Annotated in this window: 23 protein-coding genes and 1 tRNA gene; 12 read left to right on the top strand and 12 right to left on the bottom strand. The window is 72.2% G+C overall.

Going from position 1 to position 21355, the window contains the following annotated elements; translation table 11 throughout:
- The first annotated feature begins 22 nt into the window (after positions 1–22).
- The 3 genes from ACTWLT_RS16975 to ACTWLT_RS16965 all read left to right on the top strand — a co-directional run bounded on the left by ACTWLT_RS16975 (position 23) and on the right by ACTWLT_RS16965 (position 1904).
- Positions 23–99, top strand: a tRNA-Ile gene (locus tag ACTWLT_RS16975).
- 122 nt (positions 100–221) lie between these two features.
- Positions 222–620 (top strand): hypothetical protein, encoded by a 399-nt coding sequence (locus ACTWLT_RS16970; RefSeq protein ID WP_445319215.1) that lies wholly within the window; start codon positions 222–224, stop codon positions 618–620.
- A gap of 804 nt (positions 621–1424) precedes the next feature.
- Positions 1425–1904, top strand: coding sequence for a hypothetical protein (locus ACTWLT_RS16965; RefSeq protein ID WP_445319214.1), 480 nt, complete (start codon positions 1425–1427; stop codon positions 1902–1904).
- Positions 1905–2062: 158 nt separating this feature from the next.
- Here the strand turns inward: ACTWLT_RS16965 and ACTWLT_RS16960 are convergent, their stop codons facing one another.
- From ACTWLT_RS16960 to ACTWLT_RS16940, 5 genes are all read right to left on the bottom strand, one after another.
- Entirely contained in the window at positions 2063–3292 is a 1230-nt protein-coding gene (locus tag ACTWLT_RS16960; protein ID WP_445319213.1) for an MFS transporter, read from the bottom strand.
- 48 nt (positions 3293–3340) lie between these two features.
- Positions 3341–3580 carry an alpha/beta fold hydrolase gene (locus ACTWLT_RS16955; RefSeq protein WP_445319212.1) on the bottom strand — a complete coding sequence of 80 codons (240 nt, stop codon included), beginning with the start codon at positions 3578–3580 and terminating at the stop codon, positions 3341–3343.
- 41 nt (positions 3581–3621) lie between these two features.
- A complete protein-coding gene (locus ACTWLT_RS16950) occupies positions 3622–4848 on the bottom strand; it encodes an RNA polymerase sigma factor (RefSeq protein ID WP_445319211.1) in 1227 nt (408 codons plus the stop codon).
- Positions 4848–5234, bottom strand: a complete 387-nt coding sequence (locus ACTWLT_RS16945) for a YciI family protein (protein ID WP_445319210.1) — start codon at positions 5232–5234, stop codon at positions 4848–4850. The genes ACTWLT_RS16950 and ACTWLT_RS16945 overlap by 1 nt, the downstream gene beginning before the upstream one ends.
- Positions 5235–5357: 123 nt before the next feature.
- A complete protein-coding gene (locus ACTWLT_RS16940; protein WP_445319209.1) occupies positions 5358–5564 on the bottom strand; it encodes a hypothetical protein in 207 nt (68 codons plus the stop codon).
- Positions 5565–5821: 257 nt separating this feature from the next.
- Between ACTWLT_RS16940 and ACTWLT_RS16935 the strand changes: the two genes are divergently transcribed.
- The 4 genes from ACTWLT_RS16935 to ACTWLT_RS16920 all read left to right on the top strand — a co-directional run bounded on the left by ACTWLT_RS16935 (position 5822) and on the right by ACTWLT_RS16920 (position 10373).
- The gene (locus ACTWLT_RS16935; protein ID WP_445319208.1) at positions 5822–7483 is read left to right on the top strand and encodes an SLC13 family permease; all 1662 of its coding nucleotides are present in this window, start codon (positions 5822–5824) and stop codon (positions 7481–7483) included.
- Positions 7480–8538, top strand: a complete 1059-nt coding sequence (locus tag ACTWLT_RS16930) for a tartrate dehydrogenase (RefSeq protein ID WP_445319207.1) — start codon at positions 7480–7482, stop codon at positions 8536–8538. Before ACTWLT_RS16935 ends, ACTWLT_RS16930 begins: the two co-directional genes overlap by 4 nt.
- A gap of 237 nt (positions 8539–8775) precedes the next feature.
- Entirely contained in the window at positions 8776–9420 is a 645-nt protein-coding gene (locus ACTWLT_RS16925) for a dihydrofolate reductase family protein (RefSeq protein ID WP_445319206.1), read from the top strand.
- A 158-nt stretch (positions 9421–9578) separates the two neighbouring features.
- A complete protein-coding gene (locus ACTWLT_RS16920; protein WP_445319205.1) occupies positions 9579–10373 on the top strand; it encodes a class I SAM-dependent methyltransferase in 795 nt (264 codons plus the stop codon).
- Positions 10374–10428: 55 nt separating this feature from the next.
- Here the strand turns inward: ACTWLT_RS16920 and ACTWLT_RS16915 are convergent, their stop codons facing one another.
- Complete coding sequence (locus ACTWLT_RS16915; RefSeq protein ID WP_445319204.1) at positions 10429–11370, bottom strand: GNAT family N-acetyltransferase; 942 nt, start codon at positions 11368–11370, stop codon at positions 10429–10431.
- A gap of 567 nt (positions 11371–11937) precedes the next feature.
- Between ACTWLT_RS16915 and ACTWLT_RS16910 the strand changes: the two genes are divergently transcribed.
- Both ACTWLT_RS16910 and ACTWLT_RS16905 read left to right on the top strand, forming a co-directional pair.
- Positions 11938–12207 carry a hypothetical protein gene (locus tag ACTWLT_RS16910; protein WP_252417851.1) on the top strand — a complete coding sequence of 90 codons (270 nt, stop codon included), beginning with the start codon at positions 11938–11940 and terminating at the stop codon, positions 12205–12207.
- Entirely contained in the window at positions 12207–13244 is a 1038-nt protein-coding gene (locus ACTWLT_RS16905; RefSeq protein ID WP_445319203.1) for a hypothetical protein, read from the top strand. The genes ACTWLT_RS16910 and ACTWLT_RS16905 overlap by 1 nt, the downstream gene beginning before the upstream one ends.
- A 30-nt stretch (positions 13245–13274) precedes the next feature.
- Here the strand turns inward: ACTWLT_RS16905 and ACTWLT_RS16900 are convergent, their stop codons facing one another.
- The 3 genes from ACTWLT_RS16900 to ACTWLT_RS16890 form a co-directional block, all read right to left on the bottom strand.
- Positions 13275–14435 carry an acyl-CoA dehydrogenase family protein gene (locus ACTWLT_RS16900; RefSeq protein ID WP_445319202.1) on the bottom strand — a complete coding sequence of 387 codons (1161 nt, stop codon included), beginning with the start codon at positions 14433–14435 and terminating at the stop codon, positions 13275–13277.
- Positions 14436–14610: 175 nt separating this feature from the next.
- Positions 14611–15141 carry an SRPBCC family protein gene (locus ACTWLT_RS16895; RefSeq protein WP_445319201.1) on the bottom strand — a complete coding sequence of 177 codons (531 nt, stop codon included), beginning with the start codon at positions 15139–15141 and terminating at the stop codon, positions 14611–14613.
- Positions 15142–15453, bottom strand: a complete 312-nt coding sequence (locus ACTWLT_RS16890; RefSeq protein ID WP_252417847.1) for an ArsR/SmtB family transcription factor — start codon at positions 15451–15453, stop codon at positions 15142–15144.
- A gap of 99 nt (positions 15454–15552) precedes the next feature.
- Between ACTWLT_RS16890 and ACTWLT_RS16885 the strand changes: the two genes are divergently transcribed.
- The gene (locus ACTWLT_RS16885) at positions 15553–16482 is read left to right on the top strand and encodes an LLM class F420-dependent oxidoreductase (RefSeq protein WP_445319200.1); all 930 of its coding nucleotides are present in this window, start codon (positions 15553–15555) and stop codon (positions 16480–16482) included.
- A gap of 23 nt (positions 16483–16505) precedes the next feature.
- On the opposite strand, the gene ACTWLT_RS16880 is transcribed toward ACTWLT_RS16885, so the two are convergent.
- Entirely contained in the window at positions 16506–16937 is a 432-nt protein-coding gene (locus ACTWLT_RS16880) for a hypothetical protein (RefSeq protein ID WP_445319199.1), read from the bottom strand.
- 119 nt (positions 16938–17056) lie between these two features.
- Here ACTWLT_RS16880 and ACTWLT_RS16875 point away from each other — a divergent pair, with 119 nt between their 5' ends.
- Positions 17057–17812 carry a hypothetical protein gene (locus ACTWLT_RS16875; protein ID WP_445319198.1) on the top strand — a complete coding sequence of 252 codons (756 nt, stop codon included), beginning with the start codon at positions 17057–17059 and terminating at the stop codon, positions 17810–17812.
- Positions 17809–19086, top strand: coding sequence for an FAD-binding protein (locus ACTWLT_RS16870; RefSeq protein WP_445319197.1), 1278 nt, complete (start codon positions 17809–17811; stop codon positions 19084–19086). Before ACTWLT_RS16875 ends, ACTWLT_RS16870 begins: the two co-directional genes overlap by 4 nt.
- Before the next feature lie 106 nt (positions 19087–19192).
- On the opposite strand, the gene ACTWLT_RS16865 is transcribed toward ACTWLT_RS16870, so the two are convergent.
- Positions 19193–20362 (bottom strand): site-2 protease family protein, encoded by a 1170-nt coding sequence (locus ACTWLT_RS16865; protein WP_445319196.1) that lies wholly within the window; start codon positions 20360–20362, stop codon positions 19193–19195.
- 62 nt (positions 20363–20424) lie between these two features.
- A complete protein-coding gene (locus ACTWLT_RS16860) occupies positions 20425–21279 on the bottom strand; it encodes an alpha/beta hydrolase (RefSeq protein ID WP_445319195.1) in 855 nt (284 codons plus the stop codon).
- Positions 21280–21355 lie beyond the last annotated feature (76 nt).

The following is a 21355-nucleotide window of genomic DNA, read 5'->3' as shown; positions in this document are numbered from 1 at the left end:
GATAAGATCCGGCGCGGTGTCAGGGGCGGTAGCTCAGCCGGTTAGAGCAGGGGACTCATAATCCCTCGGTCGCGGGTTCGAGTCCCGCCCGCCCCACCAAGCAAACCCCTGGTCAGCCATGCTGCCGTCGACCCGGGCGAACCGCGTCGAGGTCCATGCCGACTCCAGCCGGCCAGCCATGCTCCATCTTTGGGAGAACCCGTTCTGATTAGGTTGTCCCCGTGGAAGCAGTCTTCGTGCTCCGTCAGATAGTCGCCGGGCTGGCTCACATAGCGAAGGTTGCGGTTGAGGCTGAGCCGGCCGACCAGGACGAGGTGGTCGTTTCTCCCCACGCGTTTGACTGGTTGCGGGATCTGTACGGACCGCATGCTGTCGTCAACAGACCGGTCAACCAGCAGTTCATCACCGAGGCGATAGAGGGCGCGCGATATGCGCTCGCCCACGTACAGGGCCGCAACCGCTCCAGTCGAGTGACGCTGACGATTATCGGGGACTCCCCGGCCGACACGTGCGACGGCGACGTCAAGCTCGCTGCTGCTCGTGCGGTAGCTGCCGCGCTGGGCGGCCAGATGGAACCGGCCCCGTACCTTGGTGCCCACGGCGCTGTTTTCCCGGCTTAGCCCGCCAAGGCCGTCGCCTGGCCGTACAGTCCGCATCCAGTCCGCAAGAGGTCGATGGATGGTGGGGGAGTGGTGGGAAAAGTCGAGAGGCGTTTCCGCTGCTAGACCGGACGACCCGCGTCATGATCTGGACCGACGCGGCTACCTGTCAGAAGCCACCGTGGCCGAGTCGGCAGGCGGCTCAGGACGTACCAGAGCTAGTGGGCGGGTTCTGCGATCCACAAAAGATCAGTGATGGCAAACCTGGGCAAGTCAACGTCAGCGGCGGAAGTGATTCGGAACGTTCCGCCCACCGCCTCAGGCGTCCAGCCAACGCTCATGGCGTACTGGGCAAGTGCCCGCACGTTCTCAGCCGTGGGGTACGGATACGTTTCCTCCCCAGGTGCCGGCTGGGGGCGGTCAGTAAGGTCGGCCTGCAGGGCGCGGCCATTCTTTCCCGCTCCCCAGACGCGGATTCGGATGCAGCGATGGATGGGACCATCAGGTCCAGACGCATCGCGCATATCGGCCTTCCAGGTGAACTCTCGACCGCCGATATGCAGCTTGCGTAGCCTCGACCTCATCTGACCGTGCCTCCAGTCCCGCAGGTCCTCTGCGTCGTCGGCCTAGCTTGTACTGCCCAATTGGCCGAGCAGGCCATCAGCACCCCTGCGGGCCGTCTGGTCTTGGTCATCGAGCAGTGTCGCAGGCACGTGTCCAGGCCGGGTGATCGGCCGGCCGCGCATTCATGTTCCTTTGCCCGCCGCGCAACAGGAAGGTGGCGGCGTGGCATAGCCTCCTGGAGCCGTCATACGAGGAGGCATCATGATCGGGAAGATTGCCCGGCACCTTGCGGGTGCTGCTGCATCCTGGTTGCTGTTCGTCGTGCAGGGCGTCGTCGTCTACGTGGGACTGCTCGTGTACGCGCTGGTGGCCGATGCGGATACGGGTGGTCCGCTCGCGGGGCCGCTGCTGGTGCTGCTTGCCGGCGTGCTGGGCGTCGCGCTGGTGCCGCTGCTGTTCGTGCCAGCCGGTTTGGTCGGCGAGGTTGTCGCGAAAAATGGACGCCTTCCCCTGAAGTTACTGTTCGCGCTCGCCGTCGCCGCAGCGCTGGCCACGGTCTACGTGGCTGTCGTCGCAGTTGCAACCGACGTACCACTCGTCGGCACATTGTTGGCATGCCTGGGCGGCGTGGTCGCCGTGCTTGGCCCTACTGCGATCTACGTCGGCGTCGCCCACGGCGTGCTGAAGTCCAGTTCGATCTGGCGGCGTTTCCAGCCGCCGGCACCTGCGGTCCGCATTTAGTCCGCAAGAGGTCAGCGGATGGCCCGGGAGTGGTCTGAGATTCGAGAGGGTTTTCGCCGCTAGTCCTCATCCACCAGGTCGTCATGGCGGGCAATGTGGTCTCATAACCCCTCGTTCGCGGGTTCGACGACCCAGCACCCGGTCCAAATGCCGCGCGGTCACGCGGAGGCTTCAGGGCGGTCAGCCAAGCCGTGGCGGATCACGAGCGGGCCCCGACGTCCCAGCGCCCACACGGTGAGCGCGAAGCAGCAGAGCGCCGTCCCCGCCATCGTCACCGCTGTCCAGCCACCCGCGGACCAGAGCGTGGTCGCGGCGGCCGAGCCGACCGCGCCGCCGACGAAGTTGGCGGTGCCCAGCGCCGTGTTGAGCCGGCTGCGAGCCTCGTCCGAGAGGGCGAACAACCGTGCCCGGTTGAGCAGGGCCTGTGCCTGGAGGACGACATCGACCACGACGATCACGATGACGAGGAGCAGGGCGGACCGGCCGGCGAACGCCGCGCCGACGAAGGCGCCGACGGCCAGTACCCATGCCGCGCCGGTGGCCGGGAGCGACCACCCGCGGTCGTGCAGCCGACCGGCGTGCTGGACGGCGACAGCGCCGGCGAGGCCGGCCAACCCGAACAACCCGATCACCGGTACGGGGTACTCGAACGGGGGACCGCTGAGCAGGAACGTCAGCGCCGTCCAGAGCAACGAGAACACGGCGAATCCGGTGGCGGCGAGAAGAAGCGTCCATCGGACCGCCCGGTCGCGCATGACCACCGCGCCGACCGACGCGATGAGAGCGGGGTACGGCATGCGCGTTCGCGGTGCGAGCGGTGGGATCGCGCGGTAGAGCAGGACGGCGAGCAGGACGGCGACGACCGCGGCGAGGGCGAAGATCGCACGCCACTCGGCGGCGTCGGCGACGAAACCGCTGATCGTACGGGAGGCGAGGATGCCGGTGAGGGTCCCGGACCCGACGACGCCGACGACCTGACCACGGTGGGCGTCGCCGGCAAGGTCCCCCGCCAGCGGTGTCAGGACCTGCCCGGAAACCGTCGTCACGCCGAGAACCCCCAGTGCGAGCAGGAGCATGCCTGTCGACGGCGCCAGCGCGCACAGCAGCAGCGCGGCGGCCGAGGTCAGCAGCAGCACCGGGACGAACCGGCGGCGGTCGAGGACGTCGCCGAGCGGTACGAGCAGCAGCACGCCGACGGCGTACCCGATCTGGGTCGCGGTGACGAGCCAACCGACCGTCGCGGTCGCGGCGCCCAGATCGTCCGCGATGAGGCCGAGTATCGGCTGCGCCCAGTACAGGTTGCCGATGGCCGCTCCCGCCGCCACCGCGAACAGGAAGGTCAGCCGGCGGCTCATCACCCCTGGCTGGGCCGTGCGAGGTGCAGCCACGCTGCCACGTTAGGGCGCGGGACGGAGGCCCGCTGTCCGCATCCTGCCTCAGTCGAGTTCGGACAGAAGGGCGCTGACAGCGGCGGCGAACTGCGTCGGGGCGTCGTGGTGCACCACGTGACCGGCGGGCAGTTCGGTAAGACGGGCCTGGCCGGCGCGACGGGCGATCATCTCGCGGGCGTGGTCGGCGGCCAGTTCATCGCCGTGCGCGAGCATCCGCTGCGTGATCGCCGGTATGGCGGCGCCCTCGCCGCGCCTGGCCGTCGGGGCCGACACGATCGACGGCATCCGGGCCGCACGCGAATCCGGGCGGCCCGAGGTCGAGAAGGTCAGTCCAGCGCGGCCGCCTTGCGCAGCAGTACAGAGCGTTCGCGCTGGTTGGCGCACAGCCGAGCCGCCAGTTCCAGCTCGGCGCGCGCCTCCGGTTGCCGGCCGAGGCGGGCCAGCAGTTCCCCGCGTACGGTCGGCACCAGGTGGGAGCCGGGGAGCCGATCCGCGGCGATCAGCTCGTCCACGATGGCCAGGGCTTGCGCCGGACCCGAGGCCATGGCCAAGGCGACCGCCCGGTTGAGTGCGACCACCGGCGAGGGCGCGACCCGGCCGAGCGCCTCGTAGAGCAGCACGACCCGGTCCCAGTCGGTCTCCTCCACCGAGGGTGCCGACGCGTGGGTGGCGGCGATCGCGGCCTGCAGGCCGTACGGGCCGAGGCCGCGAGTCGATGCCGTGGACAGCGCGGCCAGCCCACGGCGGATCGCCGAGAGGTCCCAGAGCCGCCGGTCCTGGTCCTCGAGCAGGATCGGCGAACCGTCCGGGCCGGTCCGGGCCGGGAAGCGCGCGGCCGTCAGCTCGCAGAGCGCGAGCAGGCCGTGCACCTCCGGCTCGTCGGGTTGCAGCGCGGCCAGTGTGCGGGCCAGCCGGATCGCCTCGTACGCGAGGTCGGGGCGCAGCAGCCGGTCGCCCGACGTGGCCGTCGACCCCTCGGTGAAGATCACATAGAGGACGCTGAGCACGCCGCCCAGCCGTTCCCGGCGCTCGCGGGCCGGCGGCAGTTCGAACGGCACCCCGGCCGCCGCGATCGTCTTCTTGCCCCGGGTGATGCGGGCCTGCACGGTCGGCACGGGTACGAGGAACGCGCGGGCGATCTCCTCGCTGGACAGGCCGCCGACCACGCGCAGGGTCAGCGCCACCCGGGCCTCCGGGGAGAGCACCGGGTTGCAGCTGACGAACATCAGCGCCAGGACGTCGTCGTCGACCTTGTCGGGGTCGACGTCCTCGTCGACCGCCGAGTCGACCGTCAGGTCGACCGCCAGCAGGGCGTACCGGTCCCGTAGGGCGGTCCGGCGGCGGATCGCGTCGATCGCCCGCCGCCGGGCCGCGGCCATCAGCCAGCCGGCCGGATTGGCCGGAGAGGCACGTGGCCACGACACCAGCGCCTCGGCCACCGCCTCCTGGGCCGCGTCCTCGGCCAGCCCGAAATCGCCGGTGAACCGGGTCAGCGCGGCGACGATCCGGGCCGACTCGATCCGCCAGACGGTCTCGACGTCGGCCGTACCCATCAGATCGGGCCGTTGCTCTCGCCGCCGTGCGGGACCTCGTCGGCCTCGGCCACCCGCCGGACCTCGATCGTGGAACCGCGGACCGCCGGGACCCGCTTGGCCCACTCGACCGCCTCCTGTTTCGTGGCGACATCGAGCAGGAAGTAGCCACCGAACAGTTCCCTGGTCTCGCCGTACGGCCCGTCCGTGACCACCGGCGCCTCGCCGCTGAAGTCGACCACGACACCCTGGCCCGGATCGTCGAGCCCTTCTGCCGCGACGAGCACGTCGGCCTTCATCATGTCCTCGATGAAACGGCGGGTCCTGGCCATCATCTCGTCGAGGTCAGCCATCATGGCCGCGTTCGTCTCATCGGTGCCCCGCATGATCAGCAGGTACTTCGACATCGCGTTCTCCTCGTCCGGCGGGGCCGCCCCTCGGCCCTCGCTCCCACACGTCGAACGAGCGGCCCGCCGATCGACACGGCCCCACAGATCCGGGTGGAGCGAGGCAACGGGTAGAGCGCCGACTCAGGCGGCGTTGCGGCGTGACAGCCAGCGGAGCGCGCGGCGGGAAGCCGTCCTGCGTCGTGCCCGCTTCTGGCGTACCACCTGCTGGCCGAGCCGGTCCACACCGCGGGCGCGCTCTGCCCGTAGCGCCTCCTCCTGCTCGCTCGTGCGGCCCCGCACCGCCTCCACGGCGGCGGCCATGAAGTCGCGCCAGATCCGATTCCGCACCGAAGACGCACCCCCGGGATGGCTGGTTGTCATTCAACAAGCATCGCCCGTTGCTCCCGATGTCAACATTCCTCAGTGGTACGACGTTGCCAGACCAACCGGGCATCGACGCCCGCCGTGGTGGTGCCGGTGCGAGGACAGAAAGAGGGGCCACCGCCCCGTCCGGCCCCCGTGGTGCCGACGGTGGTCGATGCCGCACGGCGAGAGAAGTTCGATCGCGCCTTGCGTGACGTACGGCACAGTTGGACCATCGATGGATGGCTGACATCGACGCGGGTCACAGCGAGCCACGGGCGACGATACCGGAGCAACGGGGCGACCGGCCGGACGACCCGGCCCGGCTGGACGTCGACAAGGCGCTGCTCGGTGGTGCCACCTATCGCGGCCTCGCCGAGCAGCGGCTCTCCGAGACCGAAGAGCGGTTCGAGAAGCGGCGCCGCACGGTCGGGCTGATCCTCGCGCCCGCCCTGGCGCTGATCTTCCTTGCCCTGCCGCTGGACATGCCACCCAGCCAGCAGACCCTGGCCGGGATCCTGATCGGCGTGATCGCCCTGTGGATCACCGAGGCGGTGCCGATCCCGGTCGGCGGTCTCATCGGGGTCGGCGTGATCGTGCTGATGGGTGTCGCCCCGGCCGGTGACGTCCTGCAGCCGTTCGGCTCGTCGACGGTGTTCACCTTCATCGGGGCGTTCATCCTCGCCCAGGCGATGCTCAAACACGGCCTGGCGCAACGCTTCGCGTTCCGCATCCTGTCGCTGCCCGGCGTCGGCAGGACGACGGGCCGGGTGATCGTCGCCTTCGGCGTGATCACCGCTCTGCTGTCGGCGTTCGTGTCCAACACCGCCACGGTGGCGATGCTGCTGCCCACCGCGCTGGGCATCCTCGCCGTCATCGCCAAGCTGCTCCAGAGCCGCGGCCTGACCAAGCCGGGCTGGGACCCGACCCGGCTGCGGGTCGGCTTCGCGCTGATGCTCATGCTCGCGTACGGCGCCAGCGTCGGCGGTCTGCTCACCCCCGTGGGTACGCCCCCCAACCTGATCGGGCGCGCCCTCATCGAGGAGGCCACCGGCGAGCGGATCTCGTTCGCCGGGTGGATGGCCACGGCGTTCCCGATCTGCCTGGTCATGTTCCTCGCGTTGGCCACGATCCTGCTGCTGCTCAACAAGCCGGAGATCCGCCGGATCGAGGGCGTGGAAGAGTACGTCGCCGCCGAGCGGGCCCGGCTGGGCAAGCTGTCCCGGGCCGAGAAGAACACCCTCGTCGCCTTCGCGGTGACGGTGACACTGTGGATCCTTCCCGGCATCGTCGCCCTTGTCGCCGGCACCGAGTCCAGCGTCTACGAGACGGTCAGCGGCCGACTCAACGAGGGCATCGTCGCCGTGCTCGGCGCGTCCCTGCTCTTCCTGTTGCCCACCGACTGGCGCAACCGGGAGTACACGCTCAACTGGAGCGACGCCGCCCGCATCGACTGGGGCACCATCCTCCTCTTCGGCACCGGCATCATCTTCGGGGCGCTGCTCGACGACACCGGCCTGGCCAAGACCATCGGCAACGCCAGCTCCGACTGGCTCGGCCTGACCAACGTCTTCGCGATCACCGCCTTCGCCGTCGTGCTGGCGATCATCATCTCCGAGACGACCAGCAACACCGCCTCCGCCGCCGTCGTCGTACCGATCATCATTCCGGTCGCCGTGGCCGCCGGCGTGGATCCGTTCGTGCCCGCCCTCGCGGCCACCTTCGCGGCGTCCTTCGGCTTCATGCTGCCCGTGTCGACCCCGCAGAACGCGGTGGTCTACGGCTCCGGCACCGTACCCATCACACGGATGATCCGGTCCGGCGCGTCGTTCGACGTCATCGGTGCGATCGTCATCCTTCTCCTCCTGCCGCTGATGCTCGCCGTCACCGGAGTCGGCCGATGAGCCAGCGCATCGCCGTCATCCCCGGCGACGGCATCGGCACCGAGGTCACCGCCGCCGCGCGCGCCGTGCTCGACGCCGTCTGCCGCCAGCACGGCATCGAGTTCAGCTACGACGAGTACGACTGGTCGTGCGAGCGTTACCTGCGCGAGGGCGCGATGATGCCGGCCGACGGGTTGGACGTGCTGCGGCCGTACGACGCGATCCTGCTCGGTGCGGTCGGCGCGCCCGGCGTGCCCGACCATGTCTCCCTGTGGGGCCTGCTGATTCCGATCCGACGGGCCTTCCGGCAGTACGTCAACCTGCGACCGGTGCGGGTGTTCGACGGTGTCGACAGCCCGGTGCGGGGCGCTCGGGCCGGTGCGGTCGACTTCGTCGTCGTGCGGGAGAACGTCGAGGGCGAGTACAGCGAGATCGGCGGCCGGCTCGGTCGCGGCCAGCCCGAGGAGATGGCCGTGCAGGAGTCGGTGTTCACCCGGGCCGGGGTGAGCCGGATCGCCGACTACGCCTTCGAGTTGGCCCGCACCCGCCGTCGACACGTCACCTCGGCGACCAAGTCGAACGGCATCGTGCACACCATGCCCTTCTGGGACGAGGTGGTGACCGAACGGGCGGCGGGCTTCCCGGACGTCGAGTGGCGCAGCGAGCACATCGACGCGTTGGCCGCGAAGTTCGTGCTGCAACCGGGCAGTTTCGACGTGGTGGTGGCGTCCAACCTGTTCGGCGACATCCTCAGCGACCTCGCGGCGGCGGTGGCCGGCTCGATCGGCATCGCCCCGTCGGGCAATCTCGATCCGACGCGCACCTGCCCGTCCATGTTCGAGCCGGTCCACGGGTCCGCGCCGGACATCGCCGGCAAGGGGGTGGCGAACCCGGTCGGCGCGGTGTGGTCGGCGGCGATGATGCTCGACCACCTCGGCCACCCGGCGGCGGCGCAGGACGTGCTGGCGGCGATGGAGTCGACGCTGCGGGACCCCGGCACCCGTACCCGCGATCTCGGCGGCACCGCCACCACCCGCGAGGTCACCGCTGCCCTGGTCGACCGGGTCGGCGGCTGAGCCGCGCGGGCTGGACACCGCCCGTCACCAGCGTGGCGCGCTCACCGACGCCGAGTTCGCCGCGGAACTGGCGAATATCCACGGCGCCGACCAACACCTGCGGTGACGCTGGATGGCAGCTACCAGGGTGGACGCGGTCTGTGATCTATCGTGAGCGGTGAGTGCTGGTGCGGGGTCCCGGCCTGGTGACGTACGCAGGGCAGCGCGCCGAGACAACCAACTCATCGGGAGTCAGGCATGGGCCTCATCCACATCGAGCTGTTCGCGACCCTCGACCTCGTCGGGCAGTCGCCCGGTGGCCCCGACGAGGACCCGGCGGGGTTCCCGTTCGGCGGCTGGCAGGCGCCCCTGCTGGACGAGGCCACCGGAGCGCAGATCGGTGCCGCGTACGAGGGCACGGACGCCCTCCTGCTCGGCCGGCGGACGTACGACATCTTCGCCGGCTACTGGCCCCACCAGGAGGGCGGCGAGGACAGCGAGATCGCCACGCTCTTCAACAGCGTCCCGAAGTACGTGGCCTCCCGCGGCAGACCCGACCTCTCGTGGGCCGGGTCCAGCCAGCTCGGCCCGGATCTGGCCGGCGCGGTCCGCGAGATCCGTGACCGGCACGAGCACGTGAAGGTCGTCGGGAGCCTGAACCTGGTGCAGACCCTCCTGCGCGAGAAGCTCTTCGACCGTCTCGACCTCTGGGTGTACCCGGTCGTGCTCGGCGTCGGCAAGAAGGTGTTCGACGGTGGCGTCGTGCCCACGAACGTCACGCTCCTCGAACCGCCGGTGGCCAGCCCGAAGGGCACCGTGTACCTGCGCTACGGGCTCGCCGGTGGCACGCCCGGGACGGGGGACATGAGCGCACCCGATCGCGGTGCCGGGCGCGACGACTGAAGCCGCCGCCGGCGGTGCCCCTCGTCGAGCCGCCCGTCTCGTCGACCAGGGGCAGCGCGCACCGATCGGCCAGGTGGTCGAGTGTCGGGGCCGACGGGTCACGGCCACCGACGGTTCGGCGGGTCATGGGAAACCCAGGTCTGTCGTATCGTTCCGGCATGGCGCACCCGGTGTGGGCGGACGGTGACGCGTACGAGACGTATGTGGGTCGGTGGAGCCGCCTGATCGCGGCCGATTTCCTGGACGGGCTGTACGTGCCGCCCGGGCGGCACTGGCTGGACGTGGGCTGCGGCACCGGCGCGTTGACCTCGACGGTCCTCGCCGACACCGATCCTGCCCGGGTGACCGGCATCGATCGTTCCGTGGGCTTCGTCGGCAACGCGCGAGCCCGCGTCACCGACGCTCGGGCGACCTTCCAGGTCGGTGACGCCCGCGCCTTGCCGTTGCCCGACAACGCCGTGGACGCGGTGGTCAGCGGGTTGGCGCTCAACTTCGTCCCCGAGCCGGCGCGGGCGGTGGCCGAGTTCGCCCGGGTGGTCCGGCCGGCGGGGGCGGTGGCCGCGTACGTCTGGGACTACGCCGAGGGCATGGCGATGATGCGGCACTTCTGGGCGGCCGCCGCGCAGCTCGATCCGGTCGCCGCCGAACTGGACGAGGGAAGCCGCTTTCCGGTGTGCCAGCCGGACGCCCTGCGGGCGCTGTGGGTGGACGCCGGGCTGGGGGAGGTGTCGGTCCGGGCCGTCGAGGTGTCGACGGTCTTCACCGACTTCGCCGACTACTGGACGCCGTTCCTCGGCGGCCAGGGCGCCGCCCCGGCGTACGTCACGACCCTGGCCGAGCCGGAACGGACCGCGCTGCGGGAGCTGCTGGCCGCCCGGCTGCCGGTCGAGCCGGACGGCTCGATCCGGCTCACCGCGCGCGCCTGGGCCGTCCGGGGCGCCGCGCCCGCGTGACGCCCGCCCGGTAGCGGCCGGCCGGGGCCGCACCGACCTCGCCACGCTGCTCGCCTCATGAGCCCGGGGCCGAGTAGAGCAGTCGGATCTGCGCGGTGCGGTAACCCGCCCGTGCGAACGCCGCTGCCATCGGCACGTTGGTCGTGTCGGTCGTGGCGGTGATCAGCTCGGCCCCCTGCTCGGCGTGGAACCGGGTGATCTCGGCGAGCACGTCGTCGATGTAGCGACGTCCGCGCAGCTCGGGCACCACGCCCAGGTAGCCGACGTTGCGGTTGTAGGGGGTCGCGGACGGGATCGCCAGACCGGCGAGCGTCCCGTCGGCGGTCCGGACCAGGCGCCACCACGCCCGCTCGCCCGGGCAGCCCAGGTAGAAGTCCATCTCCTCCCGGGCGGTGACCTCGGGGCCCTTGACCGCCAGGTTCCGGCGGGTCTCCAGGTCCAGGCTGCCCACCGCGATCCGGCGGAACACGTCCAGGAACTCCTCGTCGGAGCCCTCGGAGAAGACGAGCCTGCCGCTGCCCGAGGGCACCCCGGCCTCGGGCGTCCACTCCAACCGCAGCCGCTCCACCTCCTCGGTGAGCCCGACCGCCAGCGCCGCGCTCCGCCGCCAGGCCACCGCCGCGGAGACGGCCTCGTCGTCGCGCCAGCCGTTGGGCAGCGTCAGGTTGTACAGCGGTGGCTTCGGCGCGCCCTGCCGCGCGAAGGCCTCCAGCCCGGCGTCGAGCAGGCCGGCCGCGACCGCCGCGCGGTCGGCGACGGACGCCTCGACGTGCAGGCAGTCCAGGGCGACCGGGTGCTCGCTGGACGCCTGCCCCCACCACAGCGCGCGGCCCACCACCCGTCGGTCGACCTCGGCGATCCAGGTCCACTCCGGCCGGTACATCCCCTTGCCCAACTCGTCGAGATAGCGGTCGGCGTCGATCGTGCTGACCGGCTCGTCGACGGAGAAGCCGGTGACCCGGGCGAGATCGGCCCCGGTGGTGGCGCGGAACAACATCGGCCCTCATTCAGTGCGTGGCAGGGAAGCGGTCGCGCCGGTGTCGGCGCCGCTGGAACGCTACTCGGACCAGCCGAGACCGGCATCGGCAGCAGCGACGTAACGTGACCGACGGCAGCCCCACGCGGGCGACCGTCGGCGGGCCCTCCGGTGCTGTCGCAAACCGGACAAGACGGCAAAGCCCCTGGTAGAGCACTGTTGGGGCAGGTGGAGAGGCTGACGGATGTCGGGCCACATCCCATTCCTCCGGCCCGGTGAGGACAGCACCGTCCGTACCGGCGCCGCCCTCACCCAGCCCGGCCCTGAGGTCGCGGCGGACACGGCACAGCCGCCGGCCCGACCACGCGCACGGCCCGCGGCTGCCGTCCACACCGCTCCGGGCGCCCGCAGCGGTGCCACCGCCCACGGGACAAGGACGTCATCACCCGCCGACAGCCGGGCGCGACGCCGCCCCACGGTCGCGCCGCGCCCGTGCCCCGCCGGCCTTTCATCGCACTGTGGACCCCGCCCGGTCCGGCGTCGCTCATCCGCGCCCCGGCCCGGCGGCCGAGTCAGAGAGGGCCCACCATGGCCGCTCCCACCGCGACTGCCGCCCTGAGCGCATCTGTCTACGCACCGGGTGACCAGATGCTGCTGACCGTCACCTACTCCGACGCCGACACCAAACCGCTGACCGTCACCATCGTGGTCAGCGACGCGCAGGGCAACAGCAGTGCCCCGGTCAGGGTCACCGCGATCATCGACCCGCTCGCCGTGACCGTCACCGACAACTCCGGGCGTATCTGGACCCGGGTCTCCGACAACGGCGCGGTGGCTGTGTACCGGGCGGTGGCGTGATGCCCCGGGTCACCGTCCAGGTCCGCGACGCCGCCGGAAACACGGCGACCGCCACCGCCGACTACTCGCTGAGCCAGCCGGTGCTCGGTGGCTACTACCTCTCCGGCGGTGCCGATCCGACCGCCGACATGGCCGGCGGCAACTTCCGCTCGCTCACCCAGTACCGCAGCTTCGCCGACGGCTACACCTTCCCCGGCTACAACCGACCCTGGCTGGTCAACCTGGGCAAGGCCGGCGTGCAGATGAACATGGTCCTCGAGTTGAAGCACTACGGTGCCCCGGACACCGGGCCGCAGACCTTCACCGTGGACGGCACCAGCTACACCGTCCCGGCGCCGTCGATGACCATCCAGCAGCGGCCGGGTACCACCTGGCCGAAGGCGTACGGGTACACCCAGGTGCTCAACGGTCAGTGCGACGGGTTGTTCCACCGCGCCCTGGCGCAGTACCGCACGCTCGGCTTCGCGGCGAACATCCAGCTCGCCTCGGAGTTCGACACCGACCACGAGTTCGGCACCACCGAGGCCGGCAAGGCGTACACGTGGGCCGAGTCGGACGCACGGGCGTTGCAGGCGGTGAACTACATCCTCACCTGGTTCAAGTCGCGGACGATGCCCGCCGGCACCACCTTCTCCATCGGCCTCGGCGGCTTCGACCGGGCCTGCTTCCAGCGCACCCACCCGGAGTGGCTGATGCCCCGGCTGGACTTCCTCCAGTGGAACGTCTACGCCACCAACGCCAACGACACCGCGCTGTCCCGGTTTCGCCGCACGAAGGACTGGGCGGTGGCGGACCTCGGGCCGGTGGCGCTGTCCCGGCCGGTGATCATCGCGGAGTGGGGGGTGCGGTCCGCTGAGATCCCGAATCAGGCTGCCTGGATCGCGACCGTCCCGGCGGCCGTGGCACAGCTCAACGCCGAGCGCGGGCCACGGATCGTCCGGACCAACTACTTCAACTCCGGGTGGGGCACGCTGTCGCCGAAGGCGACCGGGTTGGCCGCGCTCCGGACCGCCTACGCCACCCGGCCGTACGTCTGACCGCGCCGCCGGCGGGCGACCCGCCGGCGCTCAGTACGCCAGCTCGACCGGGCGGCCGAGCAGTTCGGTGCCGTTGTTGCCCAGCCAGCCCTCGGCCGCCGCGGCGTGCTGGCTGAACGTGTGGATGTCCCGGAAACGGCGTTGCAGCGGCGTGCCGTCCCGGGACGCCCCGCCGCCACCGGCCCGGTAGCAGGCGTCCACCGCGGCGGCGGTCCGCTCGGTCACCCAGGGCAGCGCGGCCGAGATCCGCGGGTGCAGCCGGGCCACCGCCGCCGGGTCGGTCGCACAGGCGGCCCAGAGTTCGTCGGCCAGGTCGTGCAGGAGCGCCCGGGCGGCTCGGACGTCGAGGTCGGCCCGGCCGAGCTGGATCCGGAAGGCCGGCGAGTCCGCCAGTGACTGGCGGGCGTAGAGCCGCTGCCGGCCGCCGGCCAGCGACGCGACCATGTCGTCGAGGGCGCCCTGCGCGATGCCCACGGCGACCGCGCCGAGGTGCAGCACGAAGTGCACCAGCGGTGCGACGAAGCCCGGACCGGGTACGCAGGGCACCCCGGTGAACAGGTCGAGGCTGTCCTCGGCGGGGCAGAACGCGTCGGTCAGCTCGACGTCGTGGCTGCCGGTGCCGCGCAGGCCCAACGCGTGCCAGGTGTCGTGCACGGTGACCCGGTCGGCCGGGAAGAGCATCGAGCGCAGCTGCGGCCGCTCGCCGGCCGCCGGCTGCCCGGTGCCGGTCAGCACGCAGTTGCCGAAGATCCAGTCGGCGTGGCGGCTGCCGCTGGCGAACGCCCAGCGCCCGGTGACCCGGTAGCCGCCGTCGGTCGGTTCGGCCCGGCCCTGCGGGGCGAAGCCGCCAGCCACCACGACGTCCGGGCCCTCGGCGTAGAGCTTGTCGAACCGCTCCCGGGACAGCATCGCGAGCAGGTGCGGGGTCTCGGCGCCGATCATCACCGTCCACCCGGTCGCCCCGTCCGCCCGGGCCAGCGTCTCCAGCACCCGCAGCCCGGTGCGCAGGTCGGCCTCGTACCCGCCGTGGCTGCGCGGCACGAACATCCGGAAGCAGCCGGCGGCGCGCAGCGCGTCGAGCAGGTCGGCGGGCAGCTCCCGGGCCTGCTCGATCTCGTCGGCCCGTCGGGACAGCTCCGGGACCAGGTCCGCCACGGCCGCCGTCAGCCGGTCGAGGTGCCGATCATCCATCGTCTTCTCCTCGCGTCCGCCGAGCCGCCGGTCGCGGCACGCTCCGTCCAGCGTGGACGTCGCGGGCGCGCGGGCGGAAGGGGCGTCGGCACCGGATGACCCGGACGCCCGTCGCCGGTTACGGCCCGGTCGGGGGAGGCGGGCGGCGTGTTCGCCGGCCAGGGGATGCGGCGGGTCAGCCCTCGCCGAGCCGATCGGCGTACGCGTCGCGCAGCTCGGGCCAGCCGAACTCCTTGGCCTCGGCGCCCCGGATCGGGCCGACCGGGTCATCGTCGAGCAGGCGGTCGGCGACGTCGAGGCAGAGGTGCCAGCCGGCCGCGACCATCGCCAGCAGGCCCCGGTCGGCGACGGTGTGCCGCAGGGTGAGCCGGGTGCCGCTGCCCAGCGGGCTCAGCTCCCAGCGCAGCAGGTCGTCGCCCCAGGTGTACTCGAGCAGGTGCGGCGGCTCGGCCCGGCGTACCGTCGCGGTGGTCGGCGCGGCCATCTCGCCGTCGATCAGCGTGAGCACGGCGGGGCCGGGGGAGCCGAGGTCACGGTCGGCGAGGAACGGCGCCCACTCGGCGAGCCGGGCCGGCTCGGTCAGCGCCGCCCAGACGGTGGCCGGGGGGTGCCGCAGGTCGCGGACGAAGACCAGGGTGGCGCCGCCGTCGGCGGGTTCGGCGCGGACGTCCGCGGGTGGGCTGGGGCGGAACGCGTCGCGGTCCATTCACTGCTCCTGACTGTCGAGGTGCCGTTCCAGGGCGTCCAGGTGCCGGTCCCAGAGCCGGCGGTACGGGTCCAGCCAGCCGTCGACCGCCCGCAGGGGGCCCGGGTCGAGGCGGTAGATCCGCTGCCGGGCGGCCGTCCGGCTGGAGACGAAGCCGGCCTCGCGAAGCACGCGCAGGTGTTTGGAGACGGCCGGCTGGCTGACGCCGAGGCTGTCCACCAGCTCGCCGACGCTGCGCTCCGCGTCGCGGAGCTGGTCGAGGATCCGGCGCCGCGTGGGTTCGGCGAGGACGGTGAAGGCGTCGGTGGACACCAGCCCAATATGCCCCACACGTTATATGACTGTCAAGGCATGCGAGGAGCGCCCACCGTACCGGGAGCGGCAGCAGGCCCGGCTTCCTATGCTCGGGGAATGGAATTGCGGATCTTCACCGAACCCCAGCAGGGTGCCAGCTACGACCAGTTGCTCGCCGTGGCCCGCTGCGCCGAGGACGCCGGCTACGGTGCGTTCTTCCGGTCCGACCACTACCTCCCGATGGGCTCGGCGACCGGTGAGCCCGGTCCCACCGACGCCTGGACCACGCTGGCGGGCCTGGCCCGGGACACCAGCCGGATCCGGCTCGGCACCCTGATGACGGCCGCCACCTTCCGCCTGCCCGGCCCGCTGGCCATCACCGTGGCCCAGGTCGACGAGATGAGCGGTGGCCGGGTGGAGCTGGGCATCGGCACCGGCTGGTACGCCGACGAGCACACCGCGTACGGCATCCCGTTCCCGTCCCTGGGTGAGCGGTTCGACCGGCTGGAGGAGCAGCTCGCGGTCATCACCGGGCTCTGGGCCACCCCGCCGGGGGAGCGGTTCCAGCACGCCGGCCGGTACTACCCGATCAGTGACTCGCCGGCCCTGCCCAAGCCGGTGCAGCAGCCCCGCCCACCGATCCTGCTCGGCGGAATGGGCCCGAAGCGCACCCCGCGGCTGGCCGCGCGCTACGCCGACGAGTTCAACCTGCCGTTCGCCTCGGCCGCCGACACGGCCACGCAGTTCGACCGGGTCCGTGCGGCGTGCACCGAGATCGGGCGCGACCCGGCCGAGATGGTCTGGTCCAATGCCCTGGTGCTCTGCTGCGGGCGGGACGACGCCGAAGTGAACCGCCGGGCAGCCGCCATCGGCCGCGAACCGGACGAACTACGGGCGAACGGCCTGGCCGGCACGCCCGCCGAGGTCCTCGACGCCATCGGCCGGTACGCGGAGATCGGCAGCCAGCGGATCTACCTCCAGGTGCTGGACCTCACCGACCTGGAGCACATCGAGCTGGTCGCCAGCGAGGTGATGGCGAAGCTCTGAGCCCGACGTGATCCGGCGGCCGGTCAGATCTCCCGGTGCGCTCCACCGCCCGTCCCGACCATGCCCGGGTCGCGCAGCACGGTGTCCAGCCGGCCGTCCCGATCGCTGTCCACATAGGTGAGGTCCGTTGCGCCGTCGCCGTTCAGGTCGACCTGCACGATGTCGGCGACGCCGTCCCCGTCGAGGTCGGTGACCACCTCCACCGAGCCGTCCACGTGCCGGGTCACGATCGACCGCGCCCCGGGGGCACGCGGCGGCGGGCCGGGCGCCGGCACCGGCGTCGGGGCCGGCGCGGGTGCCGGTGTGGGTCGGGGACCGGGCGTGGGTGACGGATGGCTCGGCAACCCCCCGACCGGTGGGGCGCTCGCCGGCTCGACCCCGCTGCCGGTCGGGTCCAGCTCCTCCTCCGAGGGGAACACGTCGCCCCGCAGGGCCGGATCACGGTAAGTGCTCATGGGCGTAGGGTTCCCCGACGATGGCGAGAACAACCGTGCCCGATCGTCCGGTGTCCGTGGCGCCCGGTGTGTCGGAGGATGCTGGGACCGACGCCACGGTCATGAACGGGGGTCCGAGCGTGGAACTACGCCGGAGTCGGGGAACCCTTGTCCTCGCCCTGGTCTGCGTACTCGGTGGGGTGGTGCTGCTGGCCCTGCCCCGCGAGGACGCCCTGCTACGCACGATCATCGCGGTGGGAGCCGTCGCCCTGGGCGTCGTCGCGCTGGGCAGCGCGCTGCGGCCGTTCCGGTTCGGGATCGGCGCGGACGGCCTGACCATCCGGCGGCCGGGCCTGCGCCGGTCGATCCGGTGGGCCGACGTCGACGCGTTGATCCTCGACGAGCCACCCCGCCGCGACGGCCGTCCGGAGCCGCCGCGACTGCTGCTGGTGCCCACGCCCGGCGTGACGCTGGGGCCGCCGGTGACCGCCCGCCACCCGCTCGACGGCCGGCCCGCCGTCGAACTGCTCGTCCTCGACCAGGTCCGGGAGCAGCCGGAACAGGTGTCCGCCGCGCTCACCCGCTACGCCGGCGACCGGTTCGTGGACCTGCCCGCGCTGCGCCGCGCCGCCTTCGCCGACCCGGACCTCCCCGCGGGCCTGCGGGGCTACCGCATGGACACCGTCGACCGGTTGATCCGGCGCGGCCAGGACGCCCTGGTGTCCGGCGACGGCCCGACCCGGCAGGCGGCCCGGGTGGAGATCGAACACGCCTCCGCGGCCGGCCTGCCGGTCGCCCAACGGGGTTACGGCCGGCTCCAGGCCGACGCGGCGCTGGACGCGCTGGTCGCCGCGCTGGCCGACCACCCCTCGACCGATCGGGAGACCGCCACGTGACCGAGCCTGAGCGGGGCGGCCCGTCGGCCGCCGCTGCCGACGTCCCACGCCGCAACTGGGCCGGCAACGTGCGCTACGCCGCCCGCGCGTTCCACCGGCCCACCTCCGTCGACGAGCTGCGCCGACTGGTCGCCGGCAGCGACCGGATCCGGGCGGTGGGCACCGGGCACTCCTTCAACCGGCTCGGCGACACCGAAGGTGACCTGGTCATCCTGGCCGGGCTGCCGCCGGCGATCGACGTGGACCGCGAGCGCGCACAGGTCACCGTCACCGGCGCGCTGCGCTACGGCGACGTCGCCCCACAGCTGTACGCCCAGGGGTACGCGCTGCCCAACCTCGCCTCGCTGCCGCACATCTCGGTGGCCGGTGCCGTCGCCACCGCAACCCACGGTTCCGGTCAGACCCACGGCAACCTCGCGACCTCGGTCGCCGGCCTGGAGCTGGTCACCGCCGACGGCGACCTGCTCCACGTCGACCGGGACACCGACACCTTCGCCGGCATGGTGGTCGGGCTCGGCGCACTCGGCGTGGTCACCCGGGTCACCCTCGACCTGGTGCCGGCCTTCGAGGTACGCCAGTACGTCCGGCTCGACCTGCCCCGGGAAGCGCTGGACGAGGCGCTCGGTTCGGCCTACAGCGTCAGCGTGTTCACCGACTGGCGGGCGCCGCGACTGCGCGAGGTGTGGCGCAAGCAGGTCGCCGACCAGGCCCCGCCCCCGGCGGACTGGCTCGGCACGACGGCCGCCGACCGGCCGCGCCACCCCGTGCTCGGGATGCCGGCGGAGAACTGCACCCCGCAGCTCGGCGTGCCGGGCCCGTGGCAGGACCGGCTGCCGCACTTCAAGCTCGGGTTCACCCCGAGCAACGGCGACGAACTCCAGTCCGAGTACCACGTGCCACGCGCCTCGGCCGCCGACGCGCTCGCCGCCCTGGACGAGGTGGCGCACCTGATCGCCCCGGTGCTGCAGGTGTGCGAGCTGCGTACGGTGGCGGCCGACGAGTTGTGGCTCAGCCCGAACCACCGCCGGGACAGCTTCGTCCTGCACTTCACCTGGATCGCCGATGCCGCCAGGGTGCTGCCGGTGGTGGCCGAGGTGGAGGAGCGGCTGACGCCGTTCGAGTTCCGCCCGCACTGGGGCAAGGTCTTCGTCACCGACCCGGCCGAGCTGTCCACCCGCTACCCCCGCCACACCGACTTCACGGCCCTCCTGACCCACCTGGACCCCAAGGGCAAATTCCGCACCACCGACCTGGACATCCACTTCCCCCGCTAAGCCCTCCCCGCTCTACCCCCGGCTTTCCCCGGCTTTCCCCGGTGATCATGAAGTTAGCGACAGACGTGTCGGCGTGTCGTGCCGCTAACTTCATGATCGCCGCGGGTCAGCGGGGTGGTGGTGGGGTGGTGGTGGGGGTGGCGGTGGGTTGGGGGGTGCGGAGGGTGCCTCTCTGGACGGCGCGGCTGATGTCGCTGGGGGAGATGATGCCGACCAGGCGGCCGTCGTCGGTCACCACCAGGGCGCGGCCGTCGGCGCACTCACGGAGCCGGGGGAGCAGGTCGTTGAGTTCCTCGCCGGGTTGGGCGAGGACCAACTGGTCGGCTCGGCAGGCCACCTCGGCCAGCGTCGTCGACGCCCGCCGGTCGGCCGGTACGCCCCGTACCCGGTCGAGCGTGACCAGGCCGGTCGGCCGGCCCTCCTCGGTCAGCGGCAGCGCCGAGTGCCGGTACGCGAACAGGTAGTGGTCGACGAAGTCGGCGACGGTCATCTCCGCCGAGGCGGTCTGCGGCTGCGGGGTCATCACGTCGCCGACCCGGACCCCGCGCAGCGCGCTGCCGGCGCGGGCCTGCCGCTCCTCCATCCCGGCGGCGCCGATCAGGAACCAGCCGATCAGCGCCAGCCAGAGCCCACCGAAGCCGACCCCGGACAGGAACTGCCAGAGCCCGAGACCGATCAGCAGCGCGCCGAGCACCCACCCGGCGCGGGCGGCGACCACCGACGCCCGGGTCCGGTCTCCGGTCGCCTTCCACACGGCGGCGCGCAGCAGCCGACCGCCGTCCAGCGGCGCGGCCGGCAGCACGTTGAAGACCGCCAGCAGCACGTTGATGCCGGCCAACCAGGCCAGCACCCCGAGCAGCAGCCCACCCTGCCCGGCCAGCGCGAGCAGCGCGGCGATGACGCCGAAGAACGCCCCGATCAGCAGGCTGACCAGCGGCCCGACCCCGGAGATCCGCAGCTCCGCGCCCGGGTCGCGGGGTTCGCCCTTCAACTCGGCGACCCCGCCGAACAGCCAGAGCGTGATGCCGTCGACCGTCAGCCCGTTGCGCTTGGCCACCACCGCGTGCGACACCTCGTGGGCCAGCAGGCCGACGAAGAAGACCACCGCCGCGGCCAGCCCGGCGAGGGTGTACGCCACGGGGGAACGGTCGGGGTACGAGCGGGGGAACTGGTTGGCCGCCAGTCCCCACGCGATCAGGGCGAAGATGACCAGGACACTCCAGTTGACGCCGACCGGCACCCCCGCGATCCGGCCAAGCCGGAAACTCGCCCTCATCCCTCCCCGTTACCCGTGGTCGGCCCGCTCATGCGCCCGGCAGCGGCCCACACCGGGGACGCTCAGCGGCGAGGGCTCTCGCTGGCGATGGTCGCCGCCCGGGGCAGGGCCGCTGCGCGCAGCGCCCAGTCCAGCGCGTAGTCGGCGATCTTCTCCCAGCCGTCCTGGCCGACGGTGAAGTGTGATCGTCCCCGGAACTCCTCGTACGCGGTGAGCGCCCGGGACTTCTGGTAGAGCCCGGCGTTGGAGCGCACCACGGACGGCGGCACCACATGGTCGAGTTCCCCGGCCATCAGCAGCAGCGGGGCGCGATCGTTGCGCCCGTTGTCCACCCTCGCCGGGGAGGTCGGGTCGAGGTTGGCGAACGCGCCCTCGAAGAGCACCCGCCCCGCGCCCGGGACGGCGTAGCGCTGCCAGGCGCGGTCGGAGTCGGCCCGGCTCATCGTGTTGCCGAACGCGTAGTGGAAGTCCTCGGGGGTGAACGGCACGGCCCGGTTGCGGTTCGCGGGGTTGCGCAGGATCGCGAAGCCCGAGCGGAGCGTGCTCAACGGCAGCTTCAGCACACCCTTGACCGGGGCGGGGGCCACACCGACCGCCGCCGCACCGAGGCCCCGGTCGACCAGGAGTTGGGTGATCAGCCCACCGAACGAGTGCCCCATGATGATCGGCGGCCGGACCAGCGTCCGGATGATCCGGTCGTAGTGCGCGACGATCCTGGCGATGCTCTGCTGCGCGATCGGGGCCGGATCGTCGCGCAGCCGCTCGACCTCCCGGTCCATGCCGGGCCAGGCGGGGGCGAGGATCCGCAGGCCACGCGCGGCGTACCGGTCGGCCCAGCCCTCCCAGCTCCGCGGGGTCATCCAGAGGCCGTGGACCAGCACGACCGTGTCGACCTGGCCCTGCGGTGTGGCACCCATCGCGTCCTCCCGGTGTCGCGGCGTCCCGGCCCGGCGGTTACCCGCTGCCGTGCGCGGAATTCCTCGCCACCCGCTC

The organism is Micromonospora yongxingensis (genome assembly GCF_052601155.1).
Note: the sequence above shows the minus strand (reverse complement) of the source record. Positions and strands in the feature narration are given on the sequence as shown.